The 13,156-nt window shown below is 68.2% G+C and carries 14 protein-coding genes; 5 read left to right on the top strand and 9 right to left on the bottom strand.

Annotated features, from left to right (window positions below; translation table 11 throughout):
- Positions 1 to 12 precede the first annotated feature (12 nt).
- Together ABD768_RS21840 and ABD768_RS21835 are read right to left on the bottom strand one after the other, a co-directional pair.
- Positions 13 to 1,311, bottom strand: a complete 1,299-nt coding sequence (locus ABD768_RS21840; RefSeq protein ID WP_344843370.1) for a peptidoglycan-binding protein — start codon at positions 1,309 to 1,311, stop codon at positions 13 to 15.
- Positions 1,308 to 2,396, bottom strand: coding sequence for a hypothetical protein (locus ABD768_RS21835; RefSeq protein ID WP_344843367.1), 1,089 nt, complete (start codon positions 2,394 to 2,396; stop codon positions 1,308 to 1,310). The genes ABD768_RS21840 and ABD768_RS21835 overlap by 4 nt, the downstream gene beginning before the upstream one ends.
- 111 nt (positions 2,397 to 2,507) lie before the next feature.
- On the opposite strand from ABD768_RS21835, the gene ABD768_RS21830 reads away from it, so the two are divergent.
- The 4 genes from ABD768_RS21830 to ABD768_RS21815 all read left to right on the top strand — a co-directional run bounded on the left by ABD768_RS21830 (position 2,508) and on the right by ABD768_RS21815 (position 6,252).
- The gene (locus ABD768_RS21830; protein WP_343968051.1) at positions 2,508 to 3,221 is read left to right on the top strand and encodes a response regulator transcription factor; all 714 of its coding nucleotides are present in this window, start codon (positions 2,508 to 2,510) and stop codon (positions 3,219 to 3,221) included.
- Positions 3,211 to 5,094 carry a sensor histidine kinase gene (locus tag ABD768_RS21825; protein ID WP_344843363.1) on the top strand — a complete coding sequence of 628 codons (1,884 nt, stop codon included), beginning with the start codon at positions 3,211 to 3,213 and terminating at the stop codon, positions 5,092 to 5,094. The genes ABD768_RS21830 and ABD768_RS21825 overlap by 11 nt, the downstream gene beginning before the upstream one ends.
- Before the next feature lie 13 nt (positions 5,095 to 5,107).
- Positions 5,108 to 5,527 carry an MmcQ/YjbR family DNA-binding protein gene (locus tag ABD768_RS21820; protein ID WP_343968046.1) on the top strand — a complete coding sequence of 140 codons (420 nt, stop codon included), beginning with the start codon at positions 5,108 to 5,110 and terminating at the stop codon, positions 5,525 to 5,527.
- 215 nt (positions 5,528 to 5,742) lie between these two features.
- Positions 5,743 to 6,252, top strand: coding sequence for a hypothetical protein (locus tag ABD768_RS21815; RefSeq protein ID WP_344843360.1), 510 nt, complete (start codon positions 5,743 to 5,745; stop codon positions 6,250 to 6,252).
- A 1-nt stretch (position 6,253) separates the two neighbouring features.
- Here the strand turns inward: ABD768_RS21815 and ABD768_RS21810 are convergent, their stop codons facing one another.
- Positions 6,254 to 6,934, bottom strand: a complete 681-nt coding sequence (locus tag ABD768_RS21810; protein WP_344843357.1) for a DUF6518 family protein — start codon at positions 6,932 to 6,934, stop codon at positions 6,254 to 6,256.
- A gap of 94 nt (positions 6,935 to 7,028) precedes the next feature.
- Between ABD768_RS21810 and ABD768_RS21805 the strand changes: the two genes are divergently transcribed.
- Complete coding sequence (locus ABD768_RS21805) at positions 7,029 to 7,652, top strand: hypothetical protein (protein ID WP_344843354.1); 624 nt, start codon at positions 7,029 to 7,031, stop codon at positions 7,650 to 7,652.
- Here ABD768_RS21805 and ABD768_RS21800 read toward each other — a convergent pair whose 3' ends face one another.
- From ABD768_RS21800 to ABD768_RS21775, 6 genes are read right to left on the bottom strand one after another with little or no spacing between them, the layout of a single operon-like run.
- Positions 7,653 to 8,597, bottom strand: coding sequence for an LLM class F420-dependent oxidoreductase (locus ABD768_RS21800; RefSeq protein ID WP_343968036.1), 945 nt, complete (start codon positions 8,595 to 8,597; stop codon positions 7,653 to 7,655).
- Positions 8,597 to 9,340 carry an SDR family oxidoreductase gene (locus ABD768_RS21795; protein ID WP_344843351.1) on the bottom strand — a complete coding sequence of 248 codons (744 nt, stop codon included), beginning with the start codon at positions 9,338 to 9,340 and terminating at the stop codon, positions 8,597 to 8,599. The genes ABD768_RS21800 and ABD768_RS21795 overlap by 1 nt, the downstream gene beginning before the upstream one ends.
- 9 nt (positions 9,341 to 9,349) lie before the next feature.
- The gene (locus tag ABD768_RS21790; protein ID WP_344843348.1) at positions 9,350 to 10,033 is read right to left on the bottom strand and encodes a histidine phosphatase family protein; all 684 of its coding nucleotides are present in this window, start codon (positions 10,031 to 10,033) and stop codon (positions 9,350 to 9,352) included.
- Entirely contained in the window at positions 10,034 to 11,098 is a 1,065-nt protein-coding gene (locus ABD768_RS21785; RefSeq protein WP_344843345.1) for a phosphotransferase family protein, read from the bottom strand.
- Positions 11,098 to 11,904: an SDR family NAD(P)-dependent oxidoreductase gene (locus ABD768_RS21780; RefSeq protein WP_343968027.1), complete on the bottom strand. Its 807-nt coding sequence runs from the start codon at positions 11,902 to 11,904 to the stop codon at positions 11,098 to 11,100. The genes ABD768_RS21785 and ABD768_RS21780 overlap by 1 nt, the downstream gene beginning before the upstream one ends.
- Positions 11,901 to 13,130 carry an acyl-CoA dehydrogenase family protein gene (locus tag ABD768_RS21775; protein WP_344843342.1) on the bottom strand — a complete coding sequence of 410 codons (1,230 nt, stop codon included), beginning with the start codon at positions 13,128 to 13,130 and terminating at the stop codon, positions 11,901 to 11,903. The genes ABD768_RS21780 and ABD768_RS21775 overlap by 4 nt, the downstream gene beginning before the upstream one ends.
- Positions 13,131 to 13,156 lie beyond the last annotated feature (26 nt).

Below are 13,156 nucleotides of genomic sequence, written 5' to 3'. Positions count from 1 at the left end.
CGCTCGACGCGGTCATTTGCCGACCACCACTTGATCGCCCTCGGACAGCTTCGCGTCCCCGGTCGCCGTCACCTGGGCGAACCCGTCGGCCGACAGTCCGACCTTGACCGGTACCAGCTCGACCTTGCCGTCACGGAGTACCTCGACCCGCGAGCTGCCGTCCGAGCCCGCTGAGAGCGCGGCCAGCGGCACGGTCAGTACCTTGCCGTTGGTGCTCTTGAGCGGGATCGTCACCTTGACGTTCGCGTCGCGCAGCCGGTTGAGCTGGGCCGCGGTCAGCGACTTCGGCGAGATCACCACGCTGTACTCGTCCCCGCTGCCCGTGATCCGGACGATGGTCGCCTTGATGATCGTGCCGTCGCCGATGTCGAATGTGGCCGGCATCCCGGCCTTGAGCCGCTCCTTGGTCGCCGCATCCACCTTCACGCTGACCACCAGCGAGGCGCCGCTGGCCGACATCACCACTCCGTTGACCGTTCCACCGCGCTCGACCTTGACCTCGTCGACCCGGCGCGGCAGCGACTTCACGTAGACGACTTCCGACACCGGCAGCGGCGTACCGGCCTTGAACTCGGCTTCGTTCTTGGCCTCCACCGCGTCGGCCAGGTTCTCCTCGGCGTCGTCGACCGCGCCCTGCTGCACGGTGGTGTCCGCCTTGCCCGGGCCGGCCTTGGCCTGCTTGAGCGCGACCTTCGCCTGCCGGAGCGCGTTCTTCGCCGCGTCGACGTTCTTGTCGGCGGCGTCCACGGCCTGCTTGAGCTGCTCGTCCGGCTCCGGTGCGTCGTACCCGGCCGCCTCGTAGAGCTTCTCCACCGCATGCGAGGTGTCTGTCGTGTACTTCGTATCGACCTTGCCCGGATCGAACCCCAACTTCTCCAACGTCTGCTCGAGCTGCAACACATCCGGCCCCTTCGACCCCGGAGCAAGCGCCCGGTACATCGGCAGTACGCCGGGAAGCCCGATCACCGGCCGACCCGCGATCTCCAAAAGCGCCTTGCCCGCCTGGAGCGTCGAACCCACCTTCGGAACCTTGCCCGTCACCACGGCCGGCGTCTGCAGCCCGCTCGTCTCGACCCGGATGTTCACCGCTCCGTCGAACGAGGTGTCCCCCCGTCCGACGACCTTGCTGGACAACGCCTTCAGCTCCACCGGCACGGTGATCTGCGAGGCCTTCGGCGGCGCCGTCTTGGCCGCCGCGTCCTCGGGCGACATCAACCGGCTGCCGGCGGCGACGCCCACCCCGAGCGAGAGCGTCGCCACCGCGGAGACTCCGACCAGGACCCGGCGGCGCGACTTGGGTGAGGCGGTCACCGCTCCGACACCGAGTCGCGGTACGCCCCGAGCTGGGTCTTGTTCGCCGCGACGAACTCCTTCTCCAGCTCGTACTGCGCCTTCTTGGCGGGCTCGTCGTAGACCTTCTTCTTGCAGCCCTGGTCCGCCTTGGCCAGCTCGATCTCTTCTTTGCGCAGGTCGGCCAGCTGGGCGGCCGGGACCTTGTCGAGCGACGGCGCCTGGAACACCGTCACGTTGCCCTTGCCGTCGCCGCCGGCGCTGGTCGGGCCGCCGTCCTTCTTCGCGCCGGTGAGCTTGTCGAGTTTCTCGCTGATCGAGGACCGCGGGTCCTCGAGCTTCTTGAAGCCGCTGTGACCGGCGTCGGCCAGGCAGTCGGCCCAGGCGGCGGTCGCGTCGATCACCCGCTGGTCGGCCTCGAACCGCTTCCGCAGCGCGTCGAGGTCCTTGAACAGCGAGTCGAACTTGGCGAAGTCGGCCTGGTGGTCCTCGGCCTTGCCGTAGACCTCTTCGGCGGCCTTGCCCCGGCAACCCATGTCGGTCGGCTTGCCCTTGCCGTCGGCCGGCTGCATGGAGATCACTCCGCCGCTGCCGTTGCCGCTGATCGCGAGCTGCCCGTTCAGCGCCTTGTCGTAGGCCTTCTGCGCGTTCGGTGACAGCGCCTTGCGGATCTTGGCGTTCGGATCGTTGTTCTGCGCGTCGTCCGGCTTGCCCCAGTCGATGGTGCTGACGCCGTAGCCGTACTGCTCGGCGAACTTGTCCGGCGGCAGGTTGAAGGCCTCGTCGAACTTGCCCTTCTTCTCCTGCTCCGGCGGCACCACCACGTAGTCGAACCCGGCGGACTTCATGCAGGCGGCCGTCGACTCCTCGATCTTGCGCTGCTTGGCCAGCTGCTCCTCCGACGACTCGTTCGGGCCGCCGATCGCCCGGGTGGCCATCATCGGGCCACCGGAGTTGCTGATGAAACCGTCGCCCATGTACTCCGCGAGCGGGCTCTTGTCCTCGCCGTTCTTGACCGGTTCCTTGTCAGCTGCCGAGCTGCTCGCTCCACAGCCGGCGAGAGCCAGGACGGCCACCAGGGAGAGCGCTATGCGTGAGTTCTTCATGCCGTGGAGCGTGGCTGGAACGCTGTGAAGAACCTGTGAAGGACCGATCAGCACCCGATGCTCTCAGCCGATCTTCATCGAAATCTCATGAAGATCAGTCATCGTCAAGGCATGCCAGCCCGGATTCTGATCGCCGAAGACGATCTCAAGCAGGCGGAGCTGATCCGGCGCTACCTGGAGCGTGAGGGCCACCTGACCGTGGTCGTGCACGACGGGCGGGCCGCGATCGACGAGGCCCGCCGGCGCAGCCCGGACCTGCTCGTCCTGGACGTGATGATGCCCAAGGTCGACGGTCTGGACGTCTGCCGGGTGCTGCGTGCCGATGCCGCCGGCAACGGCGACGTACCGATCATCATGCTGACCGCCCGGTCCACCGAGGACGATCTGCTGCTCGGCCTCGACCTGGGCGCGGACGACTACCTGACCAAGCCGTACAACCCGCGCGAGCTGGTGGCCCGGGTCCGGACCGTACTGCGGCGCACGCGGATCCGCTCCGAGGGTGAGGTCTACCGGGTCGGCGCGCTGGAGATCGACCCGGTGCGGCACGAAGTACGGCTGGACGACGAGCTGGTCGAGGTCACGCCGGCCGAGTTCAAGATCCTCGCCTGCCTCGCCGCCTCCCCCGGCCGGGCGTTCTCCCGGCAGCAGTTGCTGGAGCACGCGTTCGGCTTCGACCACTACGTCTTCGACCGGACGATCGACGTCCACGTGATGAACCTGCGGAAGAAGATCGAGCGGGCGCCGGCCAGCCCGGCGTACCTGAAGACTGTGTACGGCGTGGGCTACAAGCTCGCCGACAAGGTGGTGACGACCGATGCGTCGTAGTGTCCTGCTGAGATTTCTCGGGCTCTCGCTCGCCGTCGCGCTCGGCGCGGTCATCGCGACCGCCGTGATCGCCACCTACAGCACCTCGGAGAAGCTCCAGGGCGAGCTCGACCAGAACACGTCGCAGCTCCAGGTCGACGGCGACATCTACAGCCAGCTCAGCACGTACGCCGTCGACAACACGACCTGGTCCGGCGTCGACAAGCTCGTCTCCACGCTCTCCGACCAGACCGGCCGGCGGATCGCGCTGACCAAGCCCGACGGTACGGTGCTCGCCGACTCGGCCCGGATGCTCGGCGCCGGCCCCGACCTCCCCTCGGTGCCCGCGGCAACCATCGACGTGAGCACGCAGCCGGGCGTGTCGATGTGGAGCACCAGCGGCGTGCCCGCGGTCGCCGCCGGGACGGCAGCGCCGCGTTCTGTGACGTATCGGGCGGCCACCGCCGTCGCGCTCGGCAGCCAAGCGCCGGGCTCGCCGGACTGGGGGCTGACGGACGCGGAGAAGCACGAGCGGGACCGGCTCACGGACGAGGCGGCCGCCTGCATGGAGGCCCGTGGCACCGATGTCACCAAGACCGAGCCGGCCGCCGGCGGTTACGCCGGATTGATCGTCGAGTCCGGGCAGACGTCCGACGGCGCCACCGTGAAGCAGTTCCAGGACCCGGCCACGCTCGCGAACGACCCGTGCGTGCCGCCAGGGCTGTACGCGCCGAGCGCGAAGGCCAAGGCGGTCAACGTCGACGAGATCCAGCGCGCTGAGCGGTGCCTGGACTCGGCCGGTGAGACCTACGACCTGGGCACGAATTCGGCGTACGGGCTGCTCTCCGTCGTACCGGTGGACGGCCAGTCCCCGGCGTCGGCCGCCTTCGCGACCTGCGTCGACACGGCCCGGACCGAGGCCCTCGCGCCGTATGTCGCGCCGGAGGCCAAGCTCTATCTCGGGGCGAAGAGCACCTTCAACGTCTTCTCCGGCGAAGGCCTCGCCCGTACTGCGGCCACCGCGCTCGGCGTACTCCTGATCGCGGCGCTGGTGATGGTGTTCGCCGGCCGCCGGCTGGTTCGGCCGATCCTGGCGCTCACCGGCGCGGCCCAGCGGATGACGAACGGCGACCACGCCGCCCGGGTCCCGGTGACCGGGCGGGACGAGGTGGCCCGGCTCGGGCACGCGTTCAACGCGATGGCCGAATCGATCCAGCATCACGATCACCAGCGCAAGGCGATGGTCAGCGATGTCGCCCACGAGTTGCGGACGCCACTGGCCAACATCAAGGGGTATCTCGTCGCCTCCGAGGACGGGGTGGTGCCGCTCGATCGTGAGCTGGTGACCTCGCTGCTGGAGGAGGCCGGGCTGCTCGAGCGGCTGGTCGCGGATCTGCAGGATCTCGCCCTGGCCGATGCGGGCAAGCTGCGCATCCATCCTGAGCTGAAGGACCTGTCCGAGCTGGCGCAGCAGGTGGTGTCGGCGCATCGGCCCGCGGCTGAGGCAGCCGAGGTCACGCTGACGGCTGAGGTCAGCGGGCCGGCGCCGGCGGTGGTGGACAACGCACGGATCCGGCAGGCGCTGGGCAACCTGGTCTCGAACGCGATCCGGTTCACGCCCAGCGGCGGGCGGGTGCTGGTCGGCGTACGGCGGGACGGCAACGGCTACAACCTGACTGTCGCGGACAACGGGACGGGGATCTCGGAGGAACACCTGCCCTATCTGTTCGACCGGTTCTACCGAGCCGAGCAGTCTCGCAGCCGGACGACCGGTGGGAGCGGGCTCGGCCTGGCCATCACCAAGCATCTGGTCGAAGCGCACCACGGCACGATCGCGGCGACCAGCCGGGTCGGGCACGGATCGACTTTCACGATCCATCTACCTGCGCGGTAATTAGACTGCCGGGATGGCGAGGAGTCGGAAGGCTCGGGTGGCCGACGTGCATGCGGTCGCGGCGGGGATGCCGCACGTGACCGTGGTGCAGGGCGGCGGGGAGAACCCGGTCTACCAGGTCGGCGGCAAGTCGTTCGTGTTCTTCCGGACGCGGCGGCCGGACGCGTTCGATCCCGAGACGGGCGAACGGTACGACGACGTGATCGTGTTCTGGGTGCCTGCCGAGGAGGACAAGCTCGCGCTGGTGGCGGACGAGAGCAACCCCTTCTTCACCACGCCGCACTTCGACGGGCATCTGTCCGTGCTGGTCCGCGGCAGCCGGCTGGGCGAACTCACCGTGCAGGAGCTGACCGAAGTCATCCAGGACGCCTGGCTCTCCCGCGCTTCCAAGCGCCGCGCCACCACCTGGCTCGAAGAACACCGCCTGACATAGACCCCTCCCCTGCAAAACTACGAAGCGTGAGCTCACCGACACCTCCTCCTGGTCAGAACGGTCCGCAAGGTTATGGGCCGCCGCCGCAGGGGTACGGGTCACCGCCACAGGGGTACGGGCCGCCGCCCCCGGGCTATGGGCCACCACCGGGATATGGGCCGCCCGCGTACGGGCCGCCGCCGAAGCGGAGCAATGTCGGGTCGATCATCGGGATCGTGGCCGCTGTCGTCCTGGTACTGATGACGATCGTCGGCCTGGTCGTCATCATGCAAGGCGAGGGTGAGGGCGAGGTGCCGACCGAGCCACAGGGGCAGCCCGGTCTGACCCAACCCAGCCAGCAGGTGCCGAGCGAGGGGCTCCCACCGAGTCCTACGGCGACTGCGACGGCGCCTGCTCCCGGGCCCCGCGTGGCGGCGGCCACGGCGATGGCGGCGAAGTTCGTGGCATTCATGAGCGCGAACCAGCAGAAGGAGGCCGCGGCACTCGGTTGTGAGGACTCGAAGCAGCTTCTGCCCGGCGCGCTGATGCTGATCGTCGACGAGCAGACCAAGCTCAAGGTCAGCGGCAAGGCGATCGTCCAGGAACCCGGCACGACCGCCTACCCGATGCGGATCGTACTGGTCCCCATCGCCGGGAAAACCCGCTTCGGGCCGGAGAGCGGTTTCGTGCGGATCCAGGACATCTCCGGTCAACCGCTGTGCGTGCGGATCTACGAGCTGAAGTGACTCAGCCGGCCAGCAGCATGTCGAGCAGGCCGTAGGCGGCGACGCCGAGTAGACCCAGGGGGATCAGGAGGATGAATCCGGTCACCCGGTCACGGCTGCTGTGGGCCAGCGACAGCGGCGCGAGGACCGCCGCGATGAGCTCGAGCCGGCCGGAGGCGTGCTTGTTCTCCACCCGCCAGAGGAAATGGATGCCCTCGGCAAGCAGTACGGCGCTCAGCAACGCCACCGCGACGACCGACCGGCTGAGGTGCCACAACCGCGCCTCGGCCCGATCCGACTCGCCACCGCTGCTCAACCAGGTGCCCGTACTCCGCACCGCGCCATCCTCACTCCACCACGTCCCAGCGACCCCGAAGACGGGTCCACCCACGAGCGCGGCGAGGACCCAGACCGCCATGGTCGATGCCGAGCTGGTGACCCCTTCGATGAAGCGGGCCGATACGTAGTACCCGGTCAAGGCACCGAACAGGGTGATGAAGCCGATGAGCGCCGACCACCCGGTCGGCAAGCGCCAGGCGGCGGTGACCATGAAGGCGACGATCACCCAGACGACGCCCGAGTTGGCCAAGGTGTTCCAGTTGCCGGGCAGCTCGCCCTGCAGGTACTGGGTGAGGAATCCCAGCGCGACCCCGACCACCAGCGCACCGGCCACGGCCCTGACTATTCGTGAGGGATCGGTCACCGGATCAGTCTGCTGCACGGCAAGGGGCAAGAGCCGTCGAGACGCGCGAGCGAACGGCAGGTCGGGATGGACCTCTCGCTGCCACACTTGCCTCGTGAGCTACCCACCGCCGCAGAATCAGCCCAGCAACTGGGCGGCGCCGCCGTACGGCACGCCGCCGCCGAAGAACCGGGCGGGCCTGATCATCTTCCTGATCGTGGTGCTGATAGCGCTGATCATCGGCGTGATCGGATTCGTCGCCTACCGGCTCACTTCCGGCTCCGGCGGGAGCGACGGCGGAACGGCACCGGCAGGTCCGCTGACCAGTACCCAGGTGACCACGGCACCGAAGCCGGCGCCCTCCAAAGTCGTGCCCAGCAAGCCTGTGCTCAGCAAGCCCGCACCCACGCAGACCGCGCCGAGCAAGCCGGTGGTCAGCAAGCCGGCCGCCGGAACGAAGCAGGCCGCGTTCGCCCTGGCCGGAAAGTTCGCCGGTCAGCTCAACGCCGGCGACACCGACGCCGCGGTCGCGATGACCTGCGCCGACACCAAGGCGACGATGCCGACCCTGATCGACTTCTGGATCGGGGGAAAGACCAGCCTCACCGTGAGCGAGCCGGTGCTCGGCGAAGATCCCTACGTCGTTCGGTTCACGGGCACCACCAAAGGCCAACAGGTCACGGGGATGGTCATCGTCCAGGGGCCCTGCGTCAAGGTCTTCCAGCTCTCCGCGAACTGATCAGGGCGCCAGCGAACGGGCGGTCTCCAGGAGGTCCGCGCCGGTCGGCAGGGTGGCGAGGATCGGGGTGTCGAGGCCGTTGGCGACGTACTCGTTGATCTGCGCCCGGCAGTCCGCCGCCGAGCCGTGCACGACCAGGTCGTCGATCACCTCGATCGGCACGGCGGCCATCGCGGCGTTCCGGTCGCCGGCCGCCCACGCGTCGCGCATCGTCTTCATCGCCTCGCCGCGACCGAGCCAGTCGTGGAAGGCGGCGTACCCGGGAACGGTCAGGTAGGTCGCGATCAGGAACCGGCCGATGTTGCGGGCCATCTCGGCGTCCTCGGTGACGCAGACGAAGATCCGCGCGGCCAGCTCCTTCTCGTCGCCGAGCTCGGCCCGCACCTGCCGGACGTCCGCCGCCGACAGCCAGTTGGTGATCGCGCCGTCCGCCTCCCGCGCGGCCAGCTTGAGCATCTGCGGGCGGAGCGCGGCGAGCATGATGGCGGGCGGTACGTCGGGCGCCTTCTCCAGCCGGAACCGCTTGATCGTGAAGCTGTCGAACTCGCCGTCGACCTTCTCCCCGGCGAACGCCTGGCGCAGGAACCGCAGGACGTCACGGGTGCGAGCGAACGGCGGGTCGTACGCGATCCCGTTCCAGCCGGTGACGATCGTCTCCGACGAAGCCCCGATCCCCAGCACGAACCGCCCGGGCGCGAGATCGGCCAGCGCGGCCGCGCTCATCGCGAGCGCCGCCGGACCGCGGGTGTGAACCGGTACTACGGCCGTCCCCAACCGCAGCTCCTGCTCCCACTCCGACGCCAGCACCAGCGGGGTGAACGCATCGGCGCCGGCCACCTCGGCCGACCACAAATCGGTGTACCCCAGCGAGGCCAACTCGGTGATCAGCGGCTTGTGATCCCGGATCGGTACTCCGGTCAGCGGAACCGTCAGACCCCAGCGCATCAGATCATCCTCTTCACGAGCGGCAGCGGAGCGTACTTGAGAACCCTTGCCATCACGGCCCAAGGCCGGCCGGGCACGAACGCCTTCGCCTTCTCGGCCTCGATCGCGGCCACCATCGCCCGGACGCCGGGCACGGTGTCGACGATCAGCGGAGTCTTGGCGACGTGCTCGTTCAGCTCGGACTTGATGTAGCCGGGAGCGATCGTACTCACCTTGATCGGCTTGCCGAGCAGTTCGAGCTGGAGGCCTTCGGACAGGGTCGCGACGGCGGCCTTCGTCGCCGCGTACGTGGTGACCGACTTCGGCAGGCCGCGCACGCCGGCGACCGACGAGATGAAGACCAGGTGGCCGGCGTTCCTTGCCCGGAACAGCTCCATGGCTGCTTCGGCCTGGGCGAGGACGGCGGTGAAGTTCGTCTGGGCGGTGATCAGGTTGGCGTCGAAGCGGCCGGTGCCGAGTGGCGCGCCCTTGCCGATGCCGGCGTTCACGATGATCCGGTCCAGGGTGAGCTCGGCGTCGATCGCGCGGAACGTCTCGAAGACCGCGTCGTGATCGTTCACGTCGAGGGTGCGGACCAGGATGGTCAGCTCGGGATGCTTGCTGGTCAGCTCGGTCTGCAGCGCTTTCAGCCGGTCTTCGCGCCGGGCGGTCAGCGCGAGGTTGTGGCCCTTGGCGGCGAATTGCCTGGCCATCTCCTCGCCCAGGCCCGAGCTCGCCCCGGTGATCAGGATGTTGCGTCGCATCAGGTCGCCCTATCTGTAGGAGAGCAGTTCGGTGCCGTCGAGATGGCCGTGTTCGTTGAAGCTCACCAGGGTGAGTCCGCTGTGGCCGACAGTGAGCTTGGTGATCGCGGTGTTGACGGTGACCGGGTTGAGCTTGAGCCACAGGTCGTCGGTGCCGTTGAGGAGCCGGCTGGTGACCGCGGCGATCGGGCCGCCCGAGGTGAAGACGACGGCGGTCTCGCCCTTGCCGAGGCGGGTCGCAGTACGGCGTACCGCGTCCTCGGATCTTTGGCAGAAGGCCTGGAAGGACTCCGGATAGTCGTCGCCGTCGGTCTCGACCCAGCGTTGCGTCGCGGCGGTGAACATCTCTTGGAACGCCCTGGTCGGGTGGCCGGTGCGGGCGAGGTCGGCCAGTAGGACCGCGCGGCGTTTGTAGGCAGGCTTGTACGCGACGATCACGTGGTCGTGGTCGAACTCGTTGAGGCCTTCGTCGATCTCGGTTGGTACTTCGATGCCGGCTGTCCTGAGGGCGATCTCGGCGGTCTGCGCGTGGCGGCGCATCGCGCCCATGACGACCCGGGTCGGCTTGATACCGCGTTCTGCGAGCGCCTTGCCCAGTACCGCGGACTGCTGCTCGCCCTGCGGCGAAAGCCGGTCGTAGTCGCTGCGCCCGAACGACGCCTGCGCGTGCCGGATCAGGTAGATGGCCGGCATTCAGCGGCTCATGATCTTGCGACAGCGCCGCTCGAGCAGATTGACCGGCAGCCAGAGATTCTTGAAGCGCGGATTGCGGGTCTGCTTGTGGTGATACCGGTAGTAGATCTGCTGCGCGATCACCGCGAGCCGGAACAACCCGAACACCTCGTAGAAGGCCCAGTTGGAGGCGTCGAGACCGGTCTTCTCGCAGTAGTACCGGACGATCTCGTCCCGCCCGATCATCCCCGGCACATCAGAAGGCTGCAGCCGGAACCTCCTGAACGCCCAGTCGTCATCGGCTTGCACCCAGTAGGCCAGCGCACTTCCGAGATCCATCAACGGATCCCCCAGCGTCGCCAGCTCCCAGTCCAGCACCCCGACGATCTTCAGCGGGTCATCCGGCGCCAGCACCACATTGTCGAGCCTGAAGTCGTTGTGGATAACGCAGATCCGCACATCCTCTGGCTTGTTCGCTTCCAGCCAAGCCATCACCTTCTCGAAACTCGGCACATTCCACGTCTTGGCCTTCCGGTACCGCCCATTCCATCCGGAGACCTGCCGCTCGACGAACCCCTCGCCCTTCCCCAGATCCGCCAGCCCAGCAGCCACCGGATCCACCTGATGCAGATCGACGAGCGTATCGATCAACCTGTACCCGAGCTGCCGGGTCTGCTCCGCGGTCAGCTCGACCCCCAACTCGGACCGCCGCGGGATCGTCCCGGCGATCCTCTCCATCACGTAGAACTCCGAACCGATCACCGCATCATCGTTGCAGTAGGCAACCATCCGGGGCACGTACGGAAAGACCGGCGCCAACTGCTGCTGGATCCGGTACTCCCGCCCCATGTCATGCGCACTCTTCGCCTTGGTCCCGGCCGGCGGCCGGCGCAGGATCAGATCCTGGCCGGAGTACCGCAGGAGGTAGGTGAGGTTGGACGCCCCACCCGAGAACTGCCGAACCTCCGGAAGCTCGTCCGGCAGTTTCGTCTGCTGCCGGAGCCAGGTGTCCACAGCCAGTACGTCGAAGGCGTCCTCGTCGCGGACCGGTCGGGCGCCTTCGACTGCGCTTGGGTTGGGTGGCATCAACGGTCTCCGGCGGCCTGCTTCGTCGCGGTTTCGGCCCGGTCGCGGGCTCGGGTGGCGATCTTGCGCATCTGGCGGTCGTACAGGGGGCGGGCGAAGCGTTTGGTGCGCCAGGCGAGCAGGGCCGGGCGGTCGGGGATGATCAGGAACTGGTGCTTCTTGATGCCGGTGATGACGTTGGCGGCGATCTCGTCGGCGGTGCGCGGGGACTTCTCGATCAGCTTGCGGGCGGTGGCGCGCATCTCGATGTCGTCGCCCTGGATCGAGTCGCCGAGGTTGGTACGGAAGAAGGACGGGCAGACGACGGAGACAGTCACGCCGTACGGGTGAAGTTCGTGTGAGAGCGTCTCGGAGAGCGCGACGACGCCGGCCTTCACGGTGTTGTACGAGCTCATCATCGGCGGGTGCACGAGCCCGGCCGCCGAAGCGGTGTTGACGATGTGGCCGGAGCGCTGACGCTTGAAGAGCGGCGTGAAGGCACGACAACCACGCACGACACCCATCAGGTTGATGTCGACGACGCGGTCCCACTCGTCCAGCGACTCGACGTCGATCCGCCCGCCGGTTGCGATCCCGGCGTTGTTGACCAGGATGTCGAGCCCACCCCAGTTCTCCTCACACCATGCGACCGCCTTGTCCCAGTCCCCCGCGTCGCGCACATTCAGCTGCCGGTACTCCGCGCCTGCCGGCGGCGTCGACTCCGCCGCCACGTCGGTACTGAGAACTTGGTGGCCGTCAGCAACAAACCGGGCAACGAGCGCCGCCCCGAGTCCACTGGCCCCACCGGTGACGAGAACCCTGCTCATTCGGACTCCTTGTACTTCGCCAGCTCGATCTTCGCGACCACTCCACGATGCACCTCGTCCGGCCCGTCGGCCAGCCGCAATGCGCGCGCACTCGTCCACGCCCCGGCGAGCGGGAAGTCATCGGACAGCCCGCCACCGCCATGCAGCTGGATCGCCATGTCGATCACGTCCTGCGCCATCCGAGGCACGGCGACCTTGATCTGGCTGACCTCGCTCAACGCGCCGGCCAGGCCCTTCGTGTCCAGCAGGTACGCCGTCTGCAGCACCAGCAGCCGCGCCTGGTTGATCGCGATCCGAGCGTCGGCGATCCGTTCGCGGTTGCCACCGAGGTTGACCAGCGGCTTGCCGAACGCGGTCCGGCTGGTGCCCCGCAGGATGGCCAACTCGAGCGCCTTCTCGGCCAGCCCGATCAGCCGCATGCAGTGGTGCACGCGACCGGGACCGAGCCGGCCCTGGGCGATCTCGAACGCGCGACCAGGACCGACCAGGATGTTGGACACCGGCACCCGCACGTCGGTGAAGGAGACCTCGCCGTGGCCGTGCGGTTCGTCGTACCGGCTCATGGCGGGGAGCAGGCGCTCGACCTTCACGCCGCGGGCGTCGCGCGGCACGAGGACCATCGTGTGTCGGGCGTACCGATGGGCGTCGGGGTCGGTGAGGCCCATGAAGATGAGCAACTCGCAGTCCGGGTGGCCGACGCCGGTGCTCCACCACTTGCGGCCGTTGATGACGACCTGGTCGCCCTCGACGATCGCGGTGGCGGCCATGTTGGTCGCGTCGGAGGAGGCGACGTCGGGCTCGGTCATGCAGAACGCGGACCGGATCGTGCCTTCCAGCAACGGCTCCAGCCACTGCTGCTTCTGCGCGGCGCTGCCGTAGCGGAGCAGGACCTCCATGTTGCCGGTGTCGGGGGCGTTGCAGTTGAACACGTACGGCGCGATGAACGAGCGGCCGGTCAGCTCCGCGATCGGGGCGTAGTCGAGGTTGCTCAGTCCTTCGCCGTACTGCTCGTTGCCGGGCTCGGCGGGTGGCAGGAACAGATTCCACAGACCCTGCTTGCGGGCCTTCGCCTGCAGCTCCTTGAACGCAGGCTGCGGCTCCCACGGATCACTGGCGGCCTTGGTCGCGGCATGCATCTCGGCCTCGACGGGCTCGATCTCGGTCCGGATGAACCCGTCGACCTGCCCGATCAACTCCTGCGCCCTCGCGGACGGTTCGAACCCCATCACGTCTCCTCGGTCGGCTCCCTTGA

Source organism: Kribbella ginsengisoli (genome assembly GCF_039537185.1).
GTDB classification, from domain to species: domain Bacteria; phylum Actinomycetota; class Actinomycetes; order Propionibacteriales; family Kribbellaceae; genus Kribbella; species Kribbella koreensis.
The sequence above is the reverse complement of the archived record's forward strand: the minus strand, read 5'-3'. Positions and strand labels throughout refer to the sequence as shown.